The following is a 22,703-nucleotide window of genomic DNA, read 5'->3' as shown; positions in this document are numbered from 1 at the left end:
GCGCACGGAGACGGCGCGCACGGGCATTGAAGATGCTCATGCGTGTCCACGAGTTTGACGTTTCATCTTCACCAAGGGGTTGTCGATGTCTGCGATTGAATCGGTTCTTCAGGAACGCCGCGTCTTTGCGCCTTCCGAGCAAACGGTGGCTGGCGCCACGGTGTCCGGCATGGACGCATACAAGGCGCTGTGCGCCGAAGCCGAACGCGATTACGAAGGCTTCTGGGCGCGCCTCGCGCGCGAAACCCTGAGCTGGCAAAAGCCCTTCACGAAGGTGCTCGACGAATCGAAGGCGCCGTTCTACACGTGGTTCGAAGACGGCGAACTCAATGCCTCGTACAACAGCCTCGACCGCCACGTCGAGGCGGGCAATGGCGAGCGCGTCGCGATCGTCTTCGAAGCCGACGACGGCACCGTCACGAACGTCACGTACAAGGACCTGCTCGCGCGGGTGTCGCGCTTCGCCAATGCGCTGAAGAAACGCGGCGTGAAGAAGGGCGACCGCGTGGTCATCTACATGCCGATGTCGGTGGAAGGCGTGGTCGCGATGCAGGCTTGTGCACGCATTGGCGCGACGCACTCGGTCGTGTTCGGCGGCTTCTCGTCGAAGTCGCTCAACGAACGCATGGTCGACGTGGGCGCGGTCGCGCTCATCACCGCCGACGAACAGATGCGCGGCGGCAAGGCGCTGCCGCTGAAGAACATCGCCGACGAAGCGCTCGCCATGGGCGGCTGCGAAGCGGTGCACAGCGTGATCGTCTACAAGCGCACGGGCGGCAAGGTTACATGGCACGAAGGCCGCGACCAGTGGATGCACGAGCTTTCGGCAGCCGAGAGCGACACGTGCGCGCCGGTGCCGGTGGGCGCGGAACACCCGCTCTTCATCCTCTACACGTCGGGCTCGACGGGCAAACCGAAGGGCGTGCAGCACAGCACGGGCGGCTACCTGCTGTGGGCCGCGCAAACGATGAAGTGGACTTTCGATCACAAGCCCTCGGACGTGTTCTGGTGCACGGCCGACATCGGCTGGATCACGGGCCACAGCTACATCGCCTATGGCCCGCTCACGATCGGCGCGACCCAGGTCGTGTTCGAAGGCGTGCCCACGTACCCGAACGCCGGCCGCTTCTGGGACATGATCGCCAAGCACAAGGTCACGGTGTTCTATACCGCGCCCACGGCGATCCGCTCGCTCATCAAGGCATCCGAAGCCGACGCGAAGGTGCACCCGAAGAGCTATGATCTTTCTTCGCTGCGCATTCTCGGCACGGTCGGCGAGCCGATCAATCCCGAAGCGTGGATGTGGTACTACGAAAACGTGGGCGCCAAGCGCTGCCCGATCGTCGACACGTGGTGGCAAACCGAAACCGGCGGCCACATGATCACGCCGCTGCCGGGCGCGACGCCGCTCGTGCCGGGTTCGTGCACGCTGCCGCTACCGGGCATCATGGCCGCGATCGTCGACGAAACCGGCCAGGACGTGCCGAACGGGCAGGGTGGCATTCTCGTCGTGAAGCGTCCGTGGCCCGCGATGATCCGCAACGTCTGGGGACAACCCGAGCGCTACAAGTCGGGCTACTTCCCCGAGGAACTCGGCGGCAAGCTGTATCTGGCCGGCGACGGCAGCGTGCGCGACAAGGACACGGGCTACTTCACGATCATGGGCCGTATCGACGACGTGCTGAACGTCTCGGGCCACCGCCTCGGCACGATGGAGATCGAGTCGGCGCTGGTGGCGAATCCGCTCGTGGCCGAAGCCGCCGTGGTGGGCCGCCCCGACGACACCACCGGCGAAGCCGTGGTGGCGTTCGTGGTGCTCAAGGCCACGCGTCCGCAGGGCGACGAGGCCGTGAAGCTCGCCAACGATCTGCGCGCCTGGGTGGGCAAGGAGATCGGGCCGATCGCCAAGCCCCGCGACATCCGCTTCGGCGAGAACCTGCCGAAGACGCGCTCGGGCAAGATCATGCGCCGTCTGCTGCGCTCGCTCGCGAAGGGCGAGGCGATCACGCAGGACGTCTCCACGCTGGAAAACCCGGCGATTCTGGACCAGCTCGGCGAATCGCTCTAAACGCCGAGGCTCGCGCGGCGCCTTGCCTGGCGCCGCGCGCCGCATCGATCCCCGCATTGCCCCCGATTGCCGGCCCTACGCGTTTTTGCTACACAGGCGCATGGCCGCGCCACACACGACTCCGCAGAACAATCTCAATCCATTGCCTGAGCCACCTCCGGTGAGCGAGGCGATGGCGCGCGCGCATCGGCGCTACTGGCGCTTCAATCTCGCGCTGATCGCCGTGCTCATGACGATCGGCTTCCTGGTCTCGTTCGTCGCGCCGCTCTTTGCGCGGCAGCTCGCCGACCTGCGCTTCGCGGGCTTCAGCCTGCCGTTCTACCTCGGCGCACAGGGCGCGATCCTGCTCTACGTGCTGCTCGTGGCGATCTATATCGTGCTGATGCAGCGCGCCGACCGCGTACTGCAAGCCGCGCTCGAAGCCGACATCGCCATTCGCGAAGCCAGCAAGGCACAGCAACGATGAGGCTTGCGCACCGGCTCATACGCTCCTATGCGTTGTACACGCTCGGCTTTCTCGCCTTCGTCTACGTGATGTGGCGTATCGAGCTTTCCACCGGCCCCGGCATGTGGATCGGCTATGTGTTCCTGTTCGTGCCGATCGCGGTATATGCGGTGATCGGGCTGCTTTCGCGCACCTCGGACCTCGTCGAATACTACGTGGCGGGGCGGCGTGTGCCGTCGTTCTTCAACGGCATGGCGACGGCCGCCGACTGGCTTTCCGCCGCGTCGTTCATCGGCCTTGCGGGTTCGCTCTACGCGAGCGGCTACGATGGCCTCGCTTACCTGATGGGGTGGACGGGCGGCTACTGCCTCGTCGCCTTCCTGCTGGCGCCGTATGTGCGCAAGCTCGCGCGCTACACGATCCCCGACTTCCTCGGCACGCGCTTTTCGAGCAACCTCGTGCGTGCGCTCGCCGTGCTCGCGACCATCCTCTGCTCGTTCGTCTATCTCGTTGCGCAGATCCAGGGCGTGGGGCTGATCGCCACGCGCTTCATCGGCGTGGATTTCGCCATCGGCATTTTCTGCGGGCTGGCGGGCATTCTCGTATGTTCGTTTCTCGGCGGCATGCGCGCCGTGACGTGGACGCAGGTCGCGCAATACATCATTCTCATCGCGGCCATTCTGATTCCGGTTTCGCTGATCGCGCATCGCGACGGCCTCGGCTGGCTGCCGCAAGTCGACTACGGCAACGTGATGCAGCGCGTGGAAGCGCTCGAGCATGACGTGCGCGGTGCAAGCACCGAAGCCACCGTGCGCGACGCTTACCGCGAGCGCGCGGCGCAATGGCAGACGCGGCTCGACACGCTGCCGCAGTCGTACGTTGCGGAGAAGACGCACCTCGTCGAATCGCTTGCGAACCTGCGCCGTCACAACGGCCCGCTGCGCGATATCGATTCGCTCGAACGTGAATTGAGCGCCTTCCCGCGCGACGTGGATGCCGCACGCATGGTGTGGACGCGCCAGCGCGACGACCTGCTCGAGCGCGCCGCGCCGCCCGTGCCGATGAACGAACCGTTTCCCGCCGACGACGATGCCCAGCGGCGCATTCATCAACGCAACTTCCTGTCGCTGCTCCTGTGTCTTTCGCTTGGCACGGCGAGCCTGCCGCACATCCTCACTCGCTACAACACGACGACCTCGGTGGCCTCGGCTCGGCGCTCGGTGGGCTGGACGCTGTTTTTCGTCGCGCTCTTCTATCTGACCGTGCCGGTGCTCGCGGTGCTGATCAAGTTCGAGATCCTCACGCATCTGGTGGGGCAGCGCTTCGACGATCTGCCGCAATGGGTCATGCAATGGCGGCGCGTCGAGCCATACCTCATCAGCATTGCGGATATGAACAACGACGGCGTGGTGCGCTGGAGCGATATCCAGATGCAGCCTGACATGGTGGTACTCGCTGCGCCGGAAATCGCGGGGTTGCCGTATGTGATGTCGGGGCTCATCGCATCGGGTGCGCTCGCGGCTGCGCTTTCGACCGCAGACGGTCTGCTGCTCACGATCTCGAACGTGCTCTCACACGATGTGTACTACCACATGGTCAGTCCGGGCGCGTCGAGCCAGCGGCGCGTGACGATGTCGAAGATCCTGCTGCTCGGCGTGGCGCTGTTCGCCTCGTATGTGGCGTCGCTCAACGCGGGCAACATTCTTTTTCTGGTGGGGGCGGCGTTTTCGCTCGCGGCGTCGAGTCTTTTTCCGGTGCTTGTGCTCGGCGTGTTCTGGAAGCGCACGACGCGCCTGGGCGCCGTGGCCGGCATGATCGCGGGCCTGACCGTGTGCGTCTATTACATCGTCTCGACGTACCCGTTCTTCACGCAGCTCACGGGCTTCGCGGGCCCGCGATGGTTTGGCATCGAGCCCATCAGCTCTGGCGTGTTCGGTGTGCCCGCAGGCTTTCTCGTGGCGATCGGCGTGAGTCTCATCGATCGCAAGCCGGACGCGTATACGCTCGCGCTGGTGGACTATATCCGCCATCCGTGAGAGTGGGGACCTGATTGCCGGTGTGCGGTCGAGCACTTAAAAAACGGGCGGGCGAGGCGATACTGAAGTCCTCTCGTTCCCGCGCCGGTCCTCGAAGCAGTACGCGGGAATTCGGCGTCGGGCTGCGGCCCGACGCCTTTTTCTGCTTGCCTGTTCTGGTCGATTCGGACTTCCTTCCAACGTTGCGTGTTCAACGACCGGCGGCGCTGCTGTTCTCGTTGCGCCCATCAAGTCATCCGTTTTTTGTCCGATAACTAGCGGGAGCGTGCGATGCACGCGTGTCCGGCGCATCCGTAGATCGCCCTGGCGGCTACGGTACAATTTCGCGCGCCGCCGGCCTCGGACTCGTGGTGAATCGAGCCGAAAAAGGGCGTTTTCTCGGGGAAATCATTGAAGCGCGTTGCACTCAGCCTGATCATTTTCGGCGCCTTTACGGCGCCCGCCGCTTTTGCCAAATGCTGGGGCAACGATGCCTTCCAGAACTGCGTCGACGAATCGGGCAATTCGTACACGGTGCAGCGCTTCGGCAATACGTCTACCGTCAACGGGTATCAGCAGAAGCTGCCGGGCGAGGCCTGGGAGCAGACCGGCGCGTCGATTGGCGACACGACGTTCATCACCGGGCAGGCTGCCGATGGGTCGACGTGGACCGAGACGATCACGAACTACGGCAACGGCACGCGAACGATCTCGGGGATGGATGGCAAAGGGCTCGTGTACAACAAGTATTGCACTGTGAGCGGGTGTAATTGAGGGCGTTCGGACGTGCCCCGCGCACGTTATCCCCTCTCTGGCGGGCTATTTGATGGGCTGGAAAAACAAAACCCCGTAAGTCATTGCGCTTACGGGGTTTCGGCGTTTTGTCCTGGCGGAGAGAGGGGGATTCGAACCCCCGATAGGCTATTAACCTATACACGCTTTCCAGGCGTGCGACTTAAACCGCTCATCCATCTCTCCGGCGGGAGGCGAATTATAGCAGACTCCGCGCGCCGGAGGAAAGCGCTCGCGCAGCGCCTGGCACGATCTGCGCTTTGCAAAGTCCCTCGCGCACCCTAAGCAACGCAGAATTCGTTCGTTCCCCGCTTGCCGGGCATTCCGTAACGTTGCCGCACCGGCCTTGCAGCCGCCTCGCAAGGACCGCGTAGCGACAACCACCACACGCAACGGAACGCCCCGCATGAACAACAAAAACGCCTCTTTCACACGCCGCCCGCTAACCGCCGCTCTCGCGCTCGCCTTCGCCGCGTCGGGCGCCACTATCGCCACGAGTGCCCACGCGCAAAGCAGCGTCACACTCTACGGCATCGTCGACGCGGGCCTCGCTTACGTGCACAACGCCCAGGGCGCGAACGGCCTGAACCAGTCCACGCTCGTCAAGCTCAGCAGCGGCAACCTTTCGGGCAGCCGCTGGGGCCTGCGCGGCACCGAGGATCTCGGCAACGGCCTCGCCGCCATCTTCCAGCTCGAAAACGGCTTCAACGTGGGTACCGGCGCGCTCGGGCAGGGCAGCCGCGAATTCGGGCGCAAGGCGATCGTCGGTCTTGCCAGCACGACGTGGGGCACGCTCACGCTCGGCCGCCAGTACGATCCGCTCGTCGATCTCGTGCAGCCGCTCACCGCTGACGGTCCGTTCGGCGGCGTGTTCGGCACGCCTGGCGACCTCGACAACTACGACAACAGCCTGCGCGTGAGCAACTCGGTCAAGTACGCGAGCCCGCTCGTCGCAGGGCTGCAGTTCGAGGCGCTGTACGGTTTTGGCGGCGTGGCCGGCGCGAGCGGCAGCGGCCAGACTTACAGCTTCGGCGCCGCCTACTCGAACGGGCCGCTCTCGCTCGCGGCCGGCTATTTCTTCGCCAATGGCGGCAGCACGCTCACTGCCGGCGTGCGCAGCTGGACGAGCAGCTCGGATAGCCTCTTCAACACGGTCATCAATCAGGGCTTTGCGAGCGCAACCTCCATCCAGATCGTGCGCGCAGGCGGCAGCTATGCGGTGGGCGCATTGAGCTTCGGGCTGGCCTACTCGAACACCCAATACGCAAACGATGCGTACTCGACCTTCCACCAAACCGCCAAATTCAATAGCGGCTCGGCGTTCCTGAATTACCAGATCACACCGGCGCTGCGCGCGGGCGCGGGCTACAACTACACGTCGCTCACCGGGCCCTCGTCAGCGCACTACAACCAGGTGAACCTCGGCAGCGACTACTCGCTCTCCAAACGCACCGATCTCTACGCGCTCGCCGGTTACCAGAAGGCGAGTGGCCACACGCTCGACGCAAAGGGTTCGAGTGTCGTTGCGCAGGCATCGATCGGCGACTTCGGCGTGAGTTCGGGCGCCGGCAATCAGGCGCTTGTCGTAGTGGGTATCCGTCACAAGTTCTGACGCCAGAACGGAGCCAAGCGGCGTGCGTCGGCAGCCGCGCGGGGGATCGCCGATAATGCTTCGTCGAGCCCCCGAGGAGAATCTGCTTGAAGGTCAGCGAAGCCGTCACGAGCCGCAAGTCCGTGCGCCAGTTTTTGCCCGATCCGGTGGACCCCGCCGTCATTCGCCGGGTACTCGATACCGCTGCGCGCGCGCCTTCGGGCGGCAATCTGCAGCCGTGGCATGTTCATGTCGTGGGCGGCGAATCGCTCGCGAAGCTCAAGTCGATCATGGCCGATCGCATTGCGCAGGTGCCTGCGGGCGAGCCGATGGAGTACGACGTGTATCCGCGCGAGCTGGGTTCGCCATATCGCGAGCGTCGTTATCAGGTGGGCGAGGATCTTTACCGCAGCATCGACGTCGGGCGCGAGGACCGGCCGGGCAGGCTACGGCAATTCGCGCGCAACTACGCGTTTTTCGACGCGCCGCTCGCGCTCTTTTGCAGCGTAGATCGTCAGATGGGGCCGCCGCAATGGGCCGACCTCGGCATGTTCCTGCAGACGGTGATGCTGCTCCTGCGCGAAGCCGGCCTGCATAGCTGCGCGCAGGAATGCTGGGCGCGCTACGCGCAAAGCGTTGGCCAGTTTCTCGCGTTGCCGCGCGAAAGCATGGTGTTCTGCGGCATGGCGATCGGTCACGAAGACCCGGACGCGCCCATCAACCAGTGGCGCTCGGCGCGGGTCCCGCTCGACGAATTCGTGCAATTCGACGGCGTTTAAGCGTCAAGAATAGCTAACGTTAGCAATACATATTGCTTACAGTGCAGCGCGAATGCGCGCGGCCAGCGCTTCGAGCTGCGCCATGTCGGCCATTTCACGCGCATGCGGGCGCAGTTCTTCGCCCGCGCGGCGCGGAATCAGGTGGAAGTGCACGTGCGGTACGGTCTGCCCGGCGGCGGCGCCGTTGAACTGCGCGATCAAGAGGCCTTCGGGCGCAAGCACCTTGCGCATCGCGACCGCCATCTTCTGCACCGTCGCCATCGCGGCGGCGCCGGCTTCCAGTGAAAGCTCATAGATGAACTCGACGCCTTCCTTCGGCAGCACGAGCAGGTGGCCTTCGGATTGAGGCATGACGTCCATGATCGCGAGCGTAGCGTCGTCCTCGTACACCTTGATGCAGGGTGCCTCGCCGCGCAGGATGCGCGCGAAGATGTTCTTGTCGTCGTAGGCCATTGTCGGTATCTCCAGTTCGGGCGCGCCGTTTGCTGGCGCCAGGGCGATGGGTTTCGTCGAGTTTGCGATTATGGCCCGCCCCGTATGGCTTGTGCGTGTTCCTGCACAATTTTTGAAGTAGGTGCATCATAGAGTTTCTCGCAGCGCGCGCGACGACGAATGTCTTGATAGCAACCTCTTGAATGGCATCGGAGCAAGGTACCAAGGACCCGACTCCTGCCGCATGGAGCACGTATGGCAACGACTGATCTCGAAGCAGCTCAACCCGTTCGTGAGGCCACCGTTTCCGGGGCCTGGCGGTTTATAGCCCAGCTATTGGCGCGCGCTGACGTGAAATTCAACGGCACACGGCCGTGGGACATGCGCATCCACGATCCGCAGTTACCCGAGCGCGTATTGGCGCTCGGCAACCTGGGCCTCGGCGAGGCCTACATGGACGGCCAGTGGGATTGCGAGCAACTCGACGAATTCTTCGCACATGTGTTGCGCGCGCATCTAGACGACCAGATCGATCCCTCCCGTCTCGTCTTCTACGCGCTCAAGGCGCGCCTCATGAACCGCCAGACCGTGCGCAGGGCATGGAAAGTGGGCCAGCAGCACTACGACATCGGCAACGAGTTCTACGAGGCCATGCTCGACAAGAACATGGCCTACACCTGCGGCTACTGGTCGGGCGGCGCGAAAACGCTCGACGAGGCGCAGGACGCCAAGCTCGATCTCATCTGCCGCAAGCTGGGCCTGAAGCCTGGCATGCGCCTGCTCGACATCGGCTGCGGGTGGGGCAGCCTTATGAAGTTCGCGGCCGAACACTATGGCGTGTCGTGCGTGGGCGTGACGATCTCGAAGGAGCAGGCCGCGCTCGGCGCCGAGCGCTGCAAGGATCTGCCGGTTGAATTCCGCCTGCAGGACTACCGGTTGCTCGACGAGAAGTTCGACCGCATTGCGAGCGTGGGCATGTTCGAGCACGTGGGCCCGAAGAACTATCGCACCTATATGGAAGTCGCGCACCGCTGTCTTGCCGACGACGGTCTGTTCGTACTGCACACCATTGGCAAGAACCGCCGCGACACCACGCCCGATCCGTGGATCGACAAATACATCTTCCCGAACGGCGAGCTGCCGACCATCGGCCAGATCGCCGACGCTTCGGGCGGCCTGTTCGTGGCCGAAGACCTGCATAACTTCGGCGCCGACTACGACCGCACGCTGATGGCCTGGCACGCGAATTTCGAGGCCGCGTGGCCGCGTTTCAAGGCGCAGATGGGCGAGCGCTTCTATCGCATGTGGCGCTACTACCTGCTTTCGTGCGCCGGAGCGTTCCGTGCGCGCGACATCCAGTTGTGGCAGTGGGTGTTTTCGAAGAACGGTTTGCTGGGCGGGTATCAGCGTCCTGCCTGATCTTCCCGTCGCATCACTAATGCGGCCGCGTTTCGCGAATGGCGAACGCGGCCGTTTTCGTTGCCGATCAGCGAACCAGTGCCGATACCGTTGCAATGCCAAGGATCGTCATGACGACCGAGGCGCACACGTGAATGGCGATTTCGCCCGCGGCCCAGCCGAAACGTCCGTGCTGTAGATGCGAAACGACTTCGGCTGAGAAGGTCGAGAACGTGGAGAGGCCGCCCATCAAGCCGGTAATGACGAAGAGGCGCCATTCGGCGGAGAGTTGGGGCATGCGCCCGAAATAGGCGACTGCGACGCCGATCACATAGCCCGCGATGATGTTCGACGCAAGCGTGCCGAGCGGCAGGTCAGGGTAGAGGGCATTCAGGCGTAGCCCGAGGACCCAGCGCAGCAGCGAGCCGAGCGCGCCGCCAATGCCGACGGCGAGGATGGACAGATACATGGTCTGGAGTGGTTGAGGGCGCAATATGAGCCGGCGCGCCATGCCTCCGGCTCTGTCTTTCTACCGTTTTTCGACCACGGAGTGTAGCACCGGCCGGGACCGCCGGTTTCACGCCGCAGCGGTTTGCCCTGAGACCACGTTCCGCCCGGGTTCTGCCGCGAAGCCACGCCGGGCGGCGTGTCAGACGATCCCGCCGTTCGCGCGCAGCACCTGGCCGTTGACCCAGCCGCCGTCCGGGCCCGCGAGGAACGACACGACATTTGCAATGTCGTCGGGTTGCCCGAGGCGCTGCAGCGGCGGCATGTTCGCGAAATGCTGGACCTGTTCTTCGGTCTTGCCGCTGAGGAACAGCTCTGTCGCCACCGGCCCCGGCGCCACCGCGTTCACGCAGATCGAGCGGCCGCGCAGCTCGCGTGCGAACACGCGCGTGATCGTCTCCACGGCCGCCTTGCTGGCCGTATAGAGCGCGTAGCCCGGCAGATTCATCGCGAGCACGGAGGTCGAGAAGTTGATCACGCGGCCGCCATCCGCGAGTTTCGTCGCCGCTTCGCGCAGCGTGTTGAGCGTGCCGCGCACGTTGATGTCGAACGTTTCGTCGTAGATCGCGTCGGTTGAATCGGCAACTGTCACCGTCTTCATGATGCCCGCGTTATTCACGAGCAGTGTGGGCTGGCCCAGCGTTTCGGCGGTGGTGTCGAAGAGACGGCGCACGTCGTCGGCCTTCGCGACGTTCGCTTGCACCGCAATCGCGCGACCGCCGCCCGCCGCGATCTTCGCGACGAGCGCCTCGGCTTCGGCGCTGCGCGAAGCGTAGTTGATGACGACGGCGTAGCCGTCGCGCGCGAGACGTTCGGCAATGGCGGCGCCGATGCCGCGCGAGGCGCCCGTGACGATGGCGACGCCGCGCGAATTCGTGGAGGCATTCATGATCGGAGTCCTTCTCGTAAGTGGTGAGAACGGGCTCGATCATGGACGAAACCGCGGCGGCGATCATTGCGCGCCGCCGGGTTTCATCATTCCATTTCGATTAACAATGCTGCACGGCGGCGCTCAGTAGGCGATGCAGACGGATTTCGTCTCCGTGTACGCGTCGATGATCGCGCGGCCATGCTCGCGCCCGATACCCGAGGCCTTGAAGCCGCCGAAGGGCAATGCCGGGTCGACCATGTTGTGCGTGTTGACCCATACCGTGCCCGCCTGCACGCCGTCCACGACGCGCAGCGCGCGGTCGAGCTGGTTGGTCCAGACACTCGCGCCCAGACCGTACTCCGAAGCATTCGCCGCCGCGACGGCTTCTTCGACGTCGTCATACGGCATGGCGACGAGCACCGGCCCGAACACCTCTTCGCGCACGACGGTAAGCGGCTTGTTGGTCGCGTTCGCAATCACCGTGGGCTCGATGAAGAAGCCGGGCCGATTGCCGCCGCCGCCGCCCGCCACGACCTCGCCGCCTTCGTCGCGACCCTGCGCGATCATGCCGGCGACCTTGGCGCGATGGCGCGCCGAAACGAGCGGGCCCATCTGCGCGGCCGCATCGAAACCCGAGCCGAGCACGGTTGCGCGCGCAACCTTAGCGATGCCATCGACGATCTCCTCAAAACGCGCGCGCGGCAGATACAGGCGCGAGCCTGCCGTGCAGACCTGGCCGTGATTGAAGAAGATCGCGCCGGCTGCGCCTTCGATCGCGCGCTGCGGATCGCAGTCGTCGAGCACGATCACGGGGCTCTTGCCGCCCAGTTCCAGCGAGACGCGCTTGAGATCGCTCGCGCATTGCTTGCCGATGAGGCGGCCCACTTCGGTCGAGCCCGTGAAAGTGACCTTGTCCACCTGCGCATGACGAACTAGCGCTGCGCCCGCCGTCTCGCCCTGGCCCGTGACGACATTGAACACGCCCGGCGGAAAGCCGGCTTCGTGCGCGAGCTCGGCGAGGCGGATGGCCGTGAGCGGGGTTTCTTCGGCGGGCTTGAGCACCACGGTGCAGCCGCAGGCGAGCGCGGGCGCGATTTTCCAGACCGCCATCAGCAGCGGGAAATTCCACGGCACGATCGCGGCGACCACGCCCGCAGGCACGCGCCGCGTGGAGGCGTTATAGCGCGCGCCGGGCGGGAAAGCGAGCGAGAGATCCACGGTGCTGCCCTCGATCTTCGTGGCCCAGCCGGCCATATAGCGCAGCCATTGCACGCTGCCGCCCACTTCGAGCATCTTCGAGAAGGCGAGCAGCTTGCCCTGGTTGAGCGTTTCGAGCGCAGCAAGTTCGTCGCCGTGCTGTTCGACGAGGTCGGCGAGTTTGAGCAGCAGGCGCTCGCGCGCGGCGGGCGCCATACGCCGCCACGTGTCGGCTTCGAAGGCGCGGCGCGCGGCAATGACGGCAGCGTCGATGTCGGCGTCGCTGGCGTCGGGCACCTGCGCGATCTCCGCGCCCGTGGCGGGATTGAATACGGCAAACGTGCGGCCGTTGCCGCTTTCGCTAAAACGTCCGTCGACGAACATTTGTGTGCGGATCGTGTGCGTGAAGTCCTGGCAGTCCATACCGTCTCCTGATTTCGGTAGTAATGCGAACGTTTTTCGGTGTTTCAGCGTAAGTCGATTGTGCTGCCCGTAGCGAGGGCGGCTGACGCAGGGTAGGGCGTGTGTGCACGGAATCGGCGTGGCATTGCGAATGCGTATGCGCATGCAAGATTGAGCGCGCCCGCAACGATGAACAGCGCGTAAAAGCCCTGTCCGAAGCCCCATGCCGTGGTGGCGAGCGCCGCGCCTGCCAGCATGCCCGCGTGATGTGCGAGGCCCGGGCAGCCGATACCCGAAGCGCGCGACGCTCGCCCGCCGCGTATGAGCGTGGGGAGCGTCAGGTAGTCGAGCACGGCGAATGCGGGGGCAGCAAGCGCAGCCCACGGCGCGAGGCAATCGAACGTCAGCGCGGCGAGCAGTCCGCCACGCAATACGAAGAGCGCGAGCAGTGCGCGTCGGTAATCGACGCGATCGGCGAGCCAGCCCGCGAGGCTCACCACGGCGAGTGATGTCACAACCTTCGTCACGGACATCGCAGTGCCGCCGCAGAGCGCAAAAAACTGGAAGCGCGCGAGCACGCCGCTCGACAGGCCTGCAAGCAGCGCGGGTGCGATGAGCAGCATGCCGTTGCGCCACACGGGCGCCGTTGCGTGCGTATGCACCGACCTTGCCGCGCTATCGCGCGTGCGCCGCAAGTGCATGCACGCCGCGGCGATCAAGGCGACGCCGCCCAGGATGAGCGGCGTCTGCGCGAGCGTTGCTCCTGCGTGCGCGCCGGCGCCCATTGCCGCCATCGTGAGTGCGAGTGCGCTCGCGATCGGCACCGTGGGGTGCGTGGCGAAGCTGCGCGCAAGCACGCCCGGAATCAACGACATCGCAGGCAGGGCAAGCGCGCTCGCGGCGAATGCGGCAAACGGCGCGCCGGCCGACATCGCCGCGATCATGACGCCTCCCGCAAGCGCGCTCGCGCCGCCCGTGATCGACGCCCAGACGCACAGCAGGCGTGCGGCGTGCATTACATCGAGGCGGCGCTCGCGCGGCATCATCGCGCGCTCACTGCTTGCCGTGGCAGCACGATTTTGCTTCGGGCGCGTCTGCGCGGTCCTGCACGCTGTGCGGATCGCGCCCGCCCGGCAAGTCCATCGCGGGATTGCCGTAGAAGAAGTTGTTGGGCTTGAGCATGAAGCCCGCATACTCCACCGGCATCACGGGGAAATCCTCGGGCTTGCACACGTGCGTGTGGCCGAAGCTGTGCCACAGCACGATGTCCTCGTTCTCTACGTTGCGGTTCGCCTCGATATAGAGCGGCAGGCCGTCGCCGCCGGCGTGCTGGTTCGGGTAGTCGCCGCTCGCGTAGCGCTGCGTCGTGTCGTACGGTGTGACCCACACGTGGCGCGTGGCGAAGCCGCCGCGCTGGCGCACCTTCGAGTTGGGATCGGCGAGCATGAGCGGCGAGTCGTTGATGATGAGCTTGTAGCCCGGATTCGCGCCGACGCGGTTCTTCACGTTCGGGTTCACCACTTTCCAGAAGCGCCCCGTCTGACCACTGGCGTTACGCGCCGCTTCCTGCTCGGTCTTGAGCACGCGCCTGGTCGTATCGAACACGTTGCCGTATGGATTCCCGGCACCCATCGCGCGCGGCACGAATTCGTGCTCGGTGACAGAGTTCTTCTCGCCGTCCACCATCATGTGCAAGCGCGCGTTGAAGAAGTGCTGATGCGTCGGGCCGCCCAGGTTCTCGGTGACCATGCCGCCCCACGGGTAACTGTCGCCATCCGCCACCGCGGAAGTCTGGATGATGCCCGTGAGCTTGCTTTCGAGCTGGATCGTACCGTCCTGATAGAAGTACCAGTAAAAGCCGTAATCGTAGTTGCCCACTGTTGCGAAGAACGAGATCACGAGGCGGCGCGAACGGCGCATCTCGAACACACCGGTGCGGAACTCGTAGTGCTTCCAGAGCGTGCCGTAATCCTCTTCGTGCAGACACACGGCGTTCTTCATGGCGAAGCCGTTGCCGAAGTCGTCGGCGGACGGAATGTCGAAATAGCGGATCGTGCCGAGGCAATCGCAGCCCAGTTCGAGCTGGTTCGCGAGCTTGCCGAGTCCGTATTCGCCCGCATCGAACGCGCTTTTCCAGTAATGGTTCGTGGTGGGGTCCGAGTAGGGCACGCACATCTCGGTCACGCTCGCGCGGTAGACGATCGGGCGCGGCGCGCTCTTGCCGTCGTCCCATGTGATCTGGTGCAGCACGAGCCCTTCGCGCGGCGTGAAACCCACGCGGAATTTCCAGTTCTGCCAGCTAACCTGCCAGCCGTCTATCGTGAAGCTCGGGCCTTCGGGCTGACTGATTGAGAGCGGCTTGACGGTGTCACGCGGCTTGCCGAGGCTCGGCGTGTCGTAGTTGTGCCTGGCGCGCGGAATGGGGATGATGCGGCCGTCGTCGATCAGCTCGATCACCTTGTGCGCGAGCAGGTCCACCACGGCGACGACGCCTTCGATGGGGTGCGCGTAACCGTTGTCGGTCAGGGATTCCCGGTAGTAGCTTACGCAACGCACGAGGCGGCGGCCATTCTCGTTCAGGCGGTCGAACGCGCCGGCGGAGAACGGATCGACCTGCACGCGCTCGAGTTCGTCTTCGGTGAGGCCGCGCTTTTTCACGGCCTCGCGCCATGCTGCGTCTTCCTTGACGATGCGCTCCGCGTTCATGAAGTCTTCGATCATCACGGGCGGCTGGCCATAGGGCGCGTTTTGCAAGGCGAGCGCCTTACGCGATTCCACTTTCTTCTCGCGCAGGTCCACCACGAATTCGAGCGTCTGGCTGCGGGTGCGATCGATCACGATGACGAAGGCGCGGCGCGAGAAGTAATCGCCATGCTTGTACGCGAGCACTTCCGCCTTGGGCGGCTCGCACAGTTCGGTGACAGGAAAGCGCCCAAAATCATCGAGCTGCTCGGCGGCTTTCACGATGTCACAGGCCAGCTGCATTTCGGCGAGGCTCAACGGGTCGAGCGGATGCGCGTTCGGATTCGTGTTCATAAGCATTTCGTAAGGATGGCGTTGGGCGCAACAGGGCATGGGACGGTATGAAGAAACCGCATTCGTCTCATGCGATGTCGATGGGTCAATCGTAGAAACGCCGCATTTTTTTCGCGCTTGCAAAACGCGCCAAAGGGGCGATAGAGTGCGCCAGAGACGATCGACTGTTAAATCCGTCGGCGCATACAGGCCCTAATGGAGCGAGACATGAAAAGAGTGCCTGTCAATAGCGGTTTCCCGATGATTCGCGGTGCCGTGATGGGTCCCATCGTGCGTGCACTCGACGCCGCCGGTGCGGACTGCGATGCATTACTGGCCGAGTTCGGCCTGAGTCGCCGGCAGCTTTCCAATCCGTACGAAATCGTGGCGCTCGGGCGCTACGTGGGCGCGTTCGAACGCGCGGCGCAGGTCCTCGACGAACCCTTTCTCGGCCTGCGCTTAGGCGCCGAATTGCAGCTCACGGAACTGGGGCCGGCTGGCCTCGTGTTCATGTCGTCGCCTACACTCGGCGCCGCAATCCGTAAGTTCACCGACGCGCTCGGCTCGTGGCAAAGCGCGACGGCCGTCGATCTCGTGAGCGACAACGCATGGCCGATGTGGAGCTATCGCATCGCGCATACGCAAATCTGGCCGCGCCGGCAGGACGCCGAGTACAGCGTCTCCGCCATGTGCCACATGATTCGCCAGGTGCGAGGCGCAGCATGGACGCCGTGCGAGATTCATTTCGAGCACGCCGCGCCCGAGGACCTCAAGCCTTATTTGCGCCTCTTTCGCGTGCCCGTGCGCTTCCAGCAGCCGGCCAACGGTGTGGTCCTGCACCCGCACGATCTCGACACGCCGCTCAAGAGCGCCGACGTGCAGATGGCGCGCATGATGGAGCGCCACGCCACCGACCTGATTTCCCGCGACACGATTCCGCATACGCTCGTGGACCAGGTGCGCGATCTCGTGACGCGCCGGCTCGCGCGCGAAAAGCTCGTGGTCGGCGATATCGCCAAGGACCTCGGGCTTTCGGACCGCTCCTTGCAGCGGCATCTCGCCGACGCCGGGACCTCTGTGCGCCAGATCATTCGCGAAGAGCGCGAGCGCAGCGTGGCGGTGCTGCGCGAGCAGGAGGGCATGACCAACGCGGCCGTGGCCCGCGCCGTGGGTTATGCCGACGCCACCGTGCTATGGCGTGCGACGCGCAACTGGGGCCGTGCAGGCGCCAAGCGACCCCGCTAGCGCGCAAATCGTGAAAGAGAATTGACGGCTTTCAGTAAGCTTGTGGGCTGAAGTACGGATTCCCGGCTCGCGGCATTAATCAGGATGCCGAAGGTAATATCGGCCGCTTCAGCGCGGTTAAGTGAAAACCCGCTCCAGCCCTGGCGCACTTTATCGAGTAATTGGCGCGTTGCGCCAAGCCGGCGAGTTTATTAGCTGCCTACCATGCGCTCAATCCGAATCGGGAAATTCGATTCGTCGAGCGCCGGAGGCACGCGGTTCTTCATCGTGTCGTATGGCGAACCCAGAACAGACACCCGCAGAGGCAACGATGAACGAACCGTATTCTTCTCCCGCTCACCTCGTTGGAGACAACGCGGCAGTGGACTCACAGCGCAGCCTGCTCGGGCTTTGGCAGATCGTCTTTCTCGTCATTTCCGCGGCGGCGCCGCTCACCGGCATGCTGGGCGCGGTGCCACCCGCCATCAGCCTTGGCAATGGCGCGGGCATTCCCGGCGCATTCGTGATCGCGGGCGTCGTGCTGCTCGTGTTCAGCGTGGGCTTCGCTTCAATGAGCCGCCACATCGTGCGTGCCGGTGCGTTCTACGCGTACATCACGGCGGGTTTCGGCCGACCTGTTGGCATGGCCGGCGCACTCGTCGCGCTGCTCTCGTACACGAGCATCCAGATCGCGTTGTACGGCCTGTTCGGTTTCTTCTGCACGGTGGTGCTCGGGCCACTGCTGCATAGTTCGCTGCCGTGGTACGCGTATTCATTCGCGTGCCTCGTCGTCGTGCAGTTCACCGGCATTCGCGGTATCGACCTGAACAGCCGCCTGCTCGGCGTGCTCATGTGTCTCGAACTCGGCATCCTCCTGCTGCTGAGCCTCGCGATCGTGATTCATCATGGTGGACCGGATGGCCTGACGCTCGAGCCGTTTTCGCCGCGCCACGTTTTCAGCGGCCACCTCGGCATCGCGGTGATGTTCGCGCTCGCGTCGTTCATCGGTTTCGAGGCCACGGCGATCTACGGCAAGGAGTGCCGCGACCCGAAGGTGACGGTGCCGCGCGCCACCTATGTTTCCGTCACGCTGATTCTCGTGTTTTTTGCGTTCGTCACGTGGGCCATCGTTTGCGCCTATGGCATCAGCAACGTCACGGACGTCGCGACGAAACAGCCGGGCGACTTCTGGTTCATCCAGTCGACGAAGTACCTGGGCGGCGCGATGACCACGACGATGAGCTTCCTGCTGCTTTCCAGCATCTTCGCGAGCCTGCTGTCGTTCCACAACACGATCGTGCGTTACATCCACGCGCTTGCGGGCGAGGGGATTCTTCCCGCGGTGCTCGATCGCCTGCATCCGAAGTATGGATCGCCGTATCTCGCGAGCTATCTGCAGACACTTTCGGTCGCTGTGCCGGTGGGCCTTTTCGTTCTCGCGGGCAGCGATCCGTTCAACATCGTGTTCAGCTGGGGCTCGGCGCTCGGCACCATCGGCATCGTCATGCTGCAGGCGGTCACGAGTTTTTCGGTGGCGGCGTTTTTCCGCGCCACGAAGAAGGACACGCGACTGTGGCACGCGTTCCTCGCGCCGGTGCTGGGCGGCTGCGGTCTGCTCTCCATCGGCATCGTGCTGATCGGCAATCTCGACGCGCTCGCCGGTTCCGATAGCCCGGTCGTACGTGCGTTCCCGTGGGTCGTGCTCGCGGTGGCGCTGATCGGCGTGCTGATTGCTTTCGTGCTCAAGCGTTCGCGGCCGGACATCTACGCGCGCTTCGGCCAATAACGACTTGCCCGGGACGCGTCTCGCGTCAAGCCCTCGATTCCCGCAGTTCCTGACTCGTGCGGCGCGCTCCCGGCGCCGCGCTTCGGCCGCGCACGCGCATGCAGCGCAGCGGCCCATCTCTCTTCGACAAGACAACGACATGGCAAATCTCGTCAAGCGCACAGCGCTGGCGCTGGCTTCGTGCGCCCTCGCGACGAGCGCACTCGCGCAATCTTCAGTCACGCTTTACGGCACGGTGGACGCGGGCCTCATCTATTCGACCAACCAGCAGACCACGCACGCAGACGGCAGCACGAGCGGCCACGCCAACTGGCAACTGGGCGGCGGCAACCTCGTGCCGTCGCGCTGGGGTCTCACGGGCAGCGAGGACATTGGCGGCGGCACGAGCGTCAATTTCACGCTCGAAAACAGCTTCTTCTCGCAGAACGGCGCACTCCTGCAGGGCGGCACGCTCTTCAACCGCAACGCCTGGGTGGGCGTGGCGAACAGCCACTACGGCACGCTCACGCTGGGTCGCCAGTACGATCCGTTTTCCGACGATCTGGGCGCCTATGTGTCGAGCAATAACTGGGCAACGCTCTATGGCTCGCACTTCGGCGACGTGGACAATCTCAACGAAGCGTTCAACTTCAATAACTCGATCAAATACGTGAGCCCGAGTTTCGGCGGCCTCACGATAGGCGGTCAGTTCAGTTTCGGCGGCGTGGCGGGGAATTTCTCGCAGAACCGCGGTTGGTCGGTGGCGGCGAATTACGCCAACGGGCCGCTTTCGCTTTCTGCCGGCTACCTCGAGTTGCGCAATCCGCTGCAGGCGGCGTTGGGCGGGGAGAGCGGCTATATCGGCGACTTCAGTTGCAGCAATCCGAATGCGTCGTACTGCGAACTACAGAATGCGCAGCGCGTGAGCATTTTCGGCGCGGGCGGCTCGTACGCGTTCGACAAGGTTAGCGTGGCGCTCAGCTATACCCATACGCTTCTTTCGCAGAGCCAGTATTTCGCGGATGCGGCACGGCCGCAGGGCGCGGACATCTCGTTCGATATCGCCGAGCTGAATACGTCGTGGCAATACTCGCCCGCGCTGCAGTTCGGCTTCGCTTATATCTTCAACGACGCTCACCCGGACGGCGGCTCATCCACACGGCTTCACCAGATCAATCTGGGCGCGGTCTACAGCCTCTCCAAGCGCACGGCAGTTTATGCGGTGGCGATCGGCCAGAAGTCGTCGGGGGCGGGTCTCGGGATCGATGCCGCGAGCGGAGCGACGCAGAATCTGGCGCAGATTCCGAACCTCGTGAATTCGAACTCCGACAAGCAGCTTGCCGTGATCGCGGGCATTCGCCACAACTTCTGATTGAAAAGCCGCGGCGCAGCATGATGCACCGCGGAAACGCGCAGCGCATACACGCTTCGCGCGACGCCCGCGCCGTTCGGCAGTAGAATGTTCGGGTCCGCTTTTCGTGTGAGCCCGCGCATGAAAGTTGCCTTGTTCGTCCCTTGCTTCATCGACGCGTTCTACCCCGAGGTGGCAATCGCCACACTGGAACTGCTGGAGCGTTTCGGCTGCGAGGTGGACTATCCGCTCGAACAAACCTGCTGCGGCCAGCCCATGGCCAACAGCGGTGCGCAGGCCGAGGCAGCCGGCGCGGAGCGGGTATTTGCGCGCGCGTTCGCGGGCTACGACTATATCGTCGGCCCGTCGGCGAGCTGCGTGAATCACGTGCGCGACCACTTCACCGCGATCGAGCAGACCGAGACCGTACGTAAGGTGCGCGAGAGCACCTATGAACTCGTCGAGTTTCTGCACGACGTGCTGGGCGCGCGCGAATTCCCCTGGGCCGAATTTCCCTGGCGCGTGGGTTTGCACAATAGCTGCAGCGCGCTGCGCCATTTGAAGGAAGCTTCGGTTTCGGAAATCGCGGGTCCGACGTTCTCGAAACCCCTCGCGCTGCTCGAACATGTGAAGGGCATCGAATTCGTGAAGCCGGCGCGCCCCGACGAATGCTGCGGCTTCGGCGGCACGTTCGCCGTGACCGAAGAGGCGGTGTCGGTGCGCATGGGCCAGGACAAGGTGGTCGATCACGTGAGCGCGGGCGCGCAATACATCGTTTCCGCCGACATGTCCTGCCTCATGCACCAGCAGGGCTGCGCCGAGCGCATGAGCGCGGACATCCGCTTCATCCACATTGCCCAGGTGCTCAACGGAGCGCGCGAATGAAGCGAGTCGAACACGCGAAGCTCGCCGGCACGTTTCTCTCGCGGCCGGAGCATGTCGCCTTCCACGACAAGCGTCTATGGGACTTGCGCTCGAAGCGCGACGCCCAGGCGCATGCCATTCCCGAGTGGGAAATGCTGCGCACGCTCGCCTCGCAAATCAAGGCGCATACGCTCTCGCATCTCGCCGACTACCTCGACCATTTCACGCGCACGGCGCAAGCCAATGGCGTGCAGGTCCATTTTGCGGATACGGCCGAGGAACACAACGAAATCGTTTATCGCATCCTGAGCGAGCGCGGTATGACGGCGCTCGTGAAGAGCAAGTCGATGCTCACCGACGAGTGCGAGATGCGTCCGTATCTGGAGTCGCGCGGCATTTCGGTGATGGAGACCGACCTTGGCGAGCGCATCCAGCAGCTCGACAAGCAGCCGCCCAGCCATATCGTCGTGCCCGCCGTGCACAAGCTGCGCGACGACGTGGCCGAAGTGTTCGGCCGCACCATCGGCACGGACCCGCACAACAACGACATTCACTATCTGGCGGAAAGCCAGCGCATGAATACGCGGCCGTGGTTCGTGCGCGAGAAAACGGCGGGCATGACCGGCTGCAATTTCGCGGTGGCGGAAACGGGCACGGTGGTGGTATGCACCAACGAGGGCAACGCGGACCTTTCCGCCAACGTGCCGCCGCTGCACATCGTCTCGATGGGCATCGAGAAGCTGATTCCGCGCCTTTCCGATCTCGGCGTATTCGTGCGCATGCTCTCGCGCAGCGCCCTCGGTTCGCCAATCACGCAATACACCTCGCATTTCCGCGCGCCGCGGCCCGGTGCGCAAATGCATTTCGTGCTCGTCGACAACGGCCGGGCCGAGCGGCTCGCCATGCCCGAGTTCTGGTATTCGCTCAAGTGCATTCGGTGCGGCGCGTGCATGAATACGTGTCCCGTGTACCGGCGCAGCGGCGGGCTTTCGTACGGCAGCACCTATGCGGGGCCGATCGGCGCGATCATCAATCCGACCTTCGACCTCAAACGCTTCAGCGCATTGCCGTTCGCCTCGACGCTCAACGGCAGCTGCACGAACGTGTGCCCGGTGAAGATCAATATTCACGAGCAGATCTACCAGTGGCGACAGGTCATCGCGGCACAGCACGAGGTGCCATTCGTGAAGCAGGAAGTGCTGAAGATGGCTGGCCGGTTGCTCGGCAGTCCGACGCTTTATCGCGGCACGGTGAAATCGCTCGAGGGCGCGTTGCGGCGCTTGCCCAACTTCATGCTCTACAACCCGCTCAATATCTGGGGCAAGCAGCGCGATCTGCCGCACGTGCCGCACACGACGTTCCATGCGTGGTACCGGAAAAACCGCAAGGGAGGCGGCGATGGCGGATCGTGAGGCGTTTCTCGCGCGCGTGCGCGCCGCGCAACCCGCGCACGAACCGTTGCCCGAGGTGCCGTTGTTCGAAGCGCCCGCCGGCGATCTGCGCGAGCGCTTTGGCGCCGCGCTCAAACTGATGGGCGGCAGCGACACGCAGGTGCAAAGCGGGGCCGAGGTGCGCGCCATGATCCTGCGCCGCTTTGGCAGCGAGGCGCGTATCGCGTCGGCCACGCCGGAGGTCCAGGGCACGCGCGAGATCAGCGCCGTCACGAAGCCGGCCTCGCTCGAAGACGTCGACGTGGGCGTGGTGCGCGCACGCTTCGGCGTGGCGGAAACGGGATCGCTATGGCTGAGCGAGTGCGAGTACGTGGTGAACGCGCTCGGCTATATCGTGCAGCATCTCGTGGTGCTGCTCGATCCCGCACAGCTGGTGGCGGGGCTGCAGGACGCGTACCGGCGCGACGATTTTCGCAGCGCGCGCTACGCGGCGCTCGTCACAGGGCCGTCCGCGACGGCCGATATCGAAGGTGTGTTGATCCAGGGGGCACAAGGGGTGAGGTCGTTGACGGTGGTGTGGCTGCCGGCGCCGTGAC

General features: G+C 64.3%; 19 protein-coding genes and 1 tRNA gene. 13 read left to right on the top strand and 7 right to left on the bottom strand.

Translation table 11 applies throughout. From position 1 onward, the window contains the following. Window positions 1-85: 85 nt before the first annotated feature. The 4 genes from acs to AB4Y36_RS00325 all read left to right on the top strand — a co-directional run bounded on the left by acs (window position 86) and on the right by AB4Y36_RS00325 (window position 5,302). Window positions 86-2,068, top strand: coding sequence for an acetate--CoA ligase (acs, locus tag AB4Y36_RS00340; protein WP_069262501.1), 1,983 nt, complete (start codon window positions 86-88; stop codon window positions 2,066-2,068). 100 nt (window positions 2,069-2,168) lie between these two features. Next, complete coding sequence (locus AB4Y36_RS00335; protein ID WP_083245109.1) at window positions 2,169-2,534, top strand: DUF4212 domain-containing protein; 366 nt, start codon at window positions 2,169-2,171, stop codon at window positions 2,532-2,534. Continuing rightward, a complete protein-coding gene (locus AB4Y36_RS00330) occupies window positions 2,531-4,549 on the top strand; it encodes a VC_2705 family sodium/solute symporter (RefSeq protein ID WP_342945487.1) in 2,019 nt (672 codons plus the stop codon). The genes AB4Y36_RS00335 and AB4Y36_RS00330 overlap by 4 nt, the downstream gene beginning before the upstream one ends. A 390-nt stretch (window positions 4,550-4,939) precedes the next feature. Next, a complete protein-coding gene (locus AB4Y36_RS00325; protein WP_083245108.1) occupies window positions 4,940-5,302 on the top strand; it encodes a hypothetical protein in 363 nt (120 codons plus the stop codon). 113 nt (window positions 5,303-5,415) lie between these two features. Here AB4Y36_RS00325 and AB4Y36_RS00320 read toward each other — a convergent pair. Then, window positions 5,416-5,506 (bottom strand) — tRNA-Ser (locus tag AB4Y36_RS00320). Between the two features lie 220 nt (window positions 5,507-5,726). Here AB4Y36_RS00320 and AB4Y36_RS00315 point away from each other — a divergent pair. After that, window positions 5,727-6,932, top strand: a complete 1,206-nt coding sequence (locus tag AB4Y36_RS00315; RefSeq protein WP_368616080.1) for a porin — start codon at window positions 5,727-5,729, stop codon at window positions 6,930-6,932. Window positions 6,933-7,018: 86 nt separating this feature from the next. After that, a complete protein-coding gene (locus AB4Y36_RS00310) occupies window positions 7,019-7,690 on the top strand; it encodes a nitroreductase (RefSeq protein ID WP_368682081.1) in 672 nt (223 codons plus the stop codon). A gap of 36 nt (window positions 7,691-7,726) precedes the next feature. Here the strand turns inward: AB4Y36_RS00310 and AB4Y36_RS00305 are convergent, their stop codons facing one another. Next, window positions 7,727-8,143, bottom strand: a complete 417-nt coding sequence (locus AB4Y36_RS00305) for an HIT family protein (RefSeq protein WP_368682080.1) — start codon at window positions 8,141-8,143, stop codon at window positions 7,727-7,729. Window positions 8,144-8,377: 234 nt separating this feature from the next. On the opposite strand from AB4Y36_RS00305, the gene cfa reads away from it, so the two are divergent. Beyond that, window positions 8,378-9,541, top strand: coding sequence for a cyclopropane fatty acyl phospholipid synthase (gene cfa, locus AB4Y36_RS00300; protein ID WP_083245106.1), 1,164 nt, complete (start codon window positions 8,378-8,380; stop codon window positions 9,539-9,541). A gap of 67 nt (window positions 9,542-9,608) precedes the next feature. On the opposite strand, the gene crcB is transcribed toward cfa, so the two are convergent. From crcB to AB4Y36_RS00275, 5 genes are all read right to left on the bottom strand, one after another. Continuing rightward, entirely contained in the window at window positions 9,609-9,989 is a 381-nt protein-coding gene (gene crcB, locus AB4Y36_RS00295; RefSeq protein WP_342945518.1) for a fluoride efflux transporter CrcB, read from the bottom strand. Between the two features lie 180 nt (window positions 9,990-10,169). Then, window positions 10,170-10,916: an SDR family oxidoreductase gene (locus AB4Y36_RS00290; protein ID WP_368616082.1), complete on the bottom strand. Its 747-nt coding sequence runs from the start codon at window positions 10,914-10,916 to the stop codon at window positions 10,170-10,172. Window positions 10,917-11,039: 123 nt separating this feature from the next. Further along, window positions 11,040-12,479 (bottom strand): phenylacetaldehyde dehydrogenase StyD, encoded by a 1,440-nt coding sequence (gene styD / locus AB4Y36_RS00285; protein WP_368682279.1) that lies wholly within the window; start codon window positions 12,477-12,479, stop codon window positions 11,040-11,042. An 83-nt stretch (window positions 12,480-12,562) separates the two neighbouring features. Next, window positions 12,563-13,543, bottom strand: a complete 981-nt coding sequence (locus AB4Y36_RS00280; RefSeq protein WP_368682079.1) for a hypothetical protein — start codon at window positions 13,541-13,543, stop codon at window positions 12,563-12,565. A 7-nt stretch (window positions 13,544-13,550) separates the two neighbouring features. Next, window positions 13,551-15,533, bottom strand: coding sequence for a primary-amine oxidase (locus AB4Y36_RS00275; protein ID WP_368682078.1), 1,983 nt, complete (start codon window positions 15,531-15,533; stop codon window positions 13,551-13,553). Window positions 15,534-15,740: 207 nt separating this feature from the next. Here AB4Y36_RS00275 and AB4Y36_RS00270 point away from each other — a divergent pair, with 207 nt between their 5' ends. The 6 genes from AB4Y36_RS00270 to AB4Y36_RS00245 all read left to right on the top strand — a co-directional run bounded on the left by AB4Y36_RS00270 (window position 15,741) and on the right by AB4Y36_RS00245 (window position 22,702). Continuing rightward, entirely contained in the window at window positions 15,741-16,757 is a 1,017-nt protein-coding gene (locus tag AB4Y36_RS00270; RefSeq protein WP_368682077.1) for an AraC family transcriptional regulator, read from the top strand. A gap of 310 nt (window positions 16,758-17,067) precedes the next feature. Continuing rightward, window positions 17,068-18,522 carry an APC family permease gene (locus AB4Y36_RS00265; RefSeq protein WP_342945523.1) on the top strand — a complete coding sequence of 485 codons (1,455 nt, stop codon included), beginning with the start codon at window positions 17,068-17,070 and terminating at the stop codon, window positions 18,520-18,522. 139 nt (window positions 18,523-18,661) lie between these two features. Then, window positions 18,662-19,873 carry a porin gene (locus AB4Y36_RS00260; protein ID WP_368682076.1) on the top strand — a complete coding sequence of 404 codons (1,212 nt, stop codon included), beginning with the start codon at window positions 18,662-18,664 and terminating at the stop codon, window positions 19,871-19,873. 120 nt (window positions 19,874-19,993) lie between these two features. Next, on the top strand, window positions 19,994-20,737 hold the full coding sequence (locus AB4Y36_RS00255; RefSeq protein ID WP_069262487.1) for a (Fe-S)-binding protein: 744 nt from the start codon (window positions 19,994-19,996) through the stop codon (window positions 20,735-20,737). Next, the gene (locus AB4Y36_RS00250) at window positions 20,734-22,128 is read left to right on the top strand and encodes a lactate utilization protein B (protein ID WP_069262486.1); all 1,395 of its coding nucleotides are present in this window, start codon (window positions 20,734-20,736) and stop codon (window positions 22,126-22,128) included. Before AB4Y36_RS00255 ends, AB4Y36_RS00250 begins: the two co-directional genes overlap by 4 nt. Then, window positions 22,115-22,702 (top strand): lactate utilization protein C, encoded by a 588-nt coding sequence (locus tag AB4Y36_RS00245; RefSeq protein WP_368682075.1) that lies wholly within the window; start codon window positions 22,115-22,117, stop codon window positions 22,700-22,702. The genes AB4Y36_RS00250 and AB4Y36_RS00245 overlap by 14 nt, the downstream gene beginning before the upstream one ends. Window position 22,703 lies beyond the last annotated feature (1 nt).

This window comes from Paraburkholderia sp. BR10936 (assembly GCF_040965735.1).
GTDB classification, from domain to species: domain Bacteria; phylum Pseudomonadota; class Gammaproteobacteria; order Burkholderiales; family Burkholderiaceae; genus Paraburkholderia; species Paraburkholderia nodosa_A.
This window is presented reverse-complemented; position numbering and strand designations above follow the sequence as displayed.

Coding starts and splice junctions, on each gene's coding strand:
- acs (WP_069262501.1), top strand. CDS start 86: ATGTCTGCGATTGAATCGGTTCTTCAGGAACGCCGCGTCTTTGCGCCT.
- AB4Y36_RS00335 (WP_083245109.1), top strand. CDS start 2,169: ATGGCCGCGCCACACACGACTCCGCAGAACAATCTCAATCCATTGCCT.
- AB4Y36_RS00330 (WP_342945487.1), top strand. CDS start 2,531: ATGAGGCTTGCGCACCGGCTCATACGCTCCTATGCGTTGTACACGCTC.
- AB4Y36_RS00315 (WP_368616080.1), top strand. CDS start 5,727: ATGAACAACAAAAACGCCTCTTTCACACGCCGCCCGCTAACCGCCGCT.
- AB4Y36_RS00305 (WP_368682080.1), bottom strand. CDS start 8,143: ATGGCCTACGACGACAAGAACATCTTCGCGCGCATCCTGCGCGGCGAG.
- cfa (WP_083245106.1), top strand. CDS start 8,378: ATGGCAACGACTGATCTCGAAGCAGCTCAACCCGTTCGTGAGGCCACC.
- crcB (WP_342945518.1), bottom strand. CDS start 9,989: ATGTATCTGTCCATCCTCGCCGTCGGCATTGGCGGCGCGCTCGGCTCG.
- AB4Y36_RS00290 (WP_368616082.1), bottom strand. CDS start 10,916: ATGAATGCCTCCACGAATTCGCGCGGCGTCGCCATCGTCACGGGCGCC.
- styD (WP_368682279.1), bottom strand. CDS start 12,479: ATGTTCGTCGACGGACGTTTTAGCGAAAGCGGCAACGGCCGCACGTTT.
- AB4Y36_RS00280 (WP_368682079.1), bottom strand. CDS start 13,543: ATGATGCCGCGCGAGCGCCGCCTCGATGTAATGCACGCCGCACGCCTG.
- AB4Y36_RS00275 (WP_368682078.1), bottom strand. CDS start 15,533: ATGAACACGAATCCGAACGCGCATCCGCTCGACCCGTTGAGCCTCGCC.
- AB4Y36_RS00270 (WP_368682077.1), top strand. CDS start 15,741: ATGAAAAGAGTGCCTGTCAATAGCGGTTTCCCGATGATTCGCGGTGCC.
- AB4Y36_RS00265 (WP_342945523.1), top strand. CDS start 17,068: ATGAACGAACCGTATTCTTCTCCCGCTCACCTCGTTGGAGACAACGCG.
- AB4Y36_RS00260 (WP_368682076.1), top strand. CDS start 18,662: ATGGCAAATCTCGTCAAGCGCACAGCGCTGGCGCTGGCTTCGTGCGCC.
- AB4Y36_RS00255 (WP_069262487.1), top strand. CDS start 19,994: ATGAAAGTTGCCTTGTTCGTCCCTTGCTTCATCGACGCGTTCTACCCC.
- AB4Y36_RS00250 (WP_069262486.1), top strand. CDS start 20,734: ATGAAGCGAGTCGAACACGCGAAGCTCGCCGGCACGTTTCTCTCGCGG.
- AB4Y36_RS00245 (WP_368682075.1), top strand. CDS start 22,115: ATGGCGGATCGTGAGGCGTTTCTCGCGCGCGTGCGCGCCGCGCAACCC.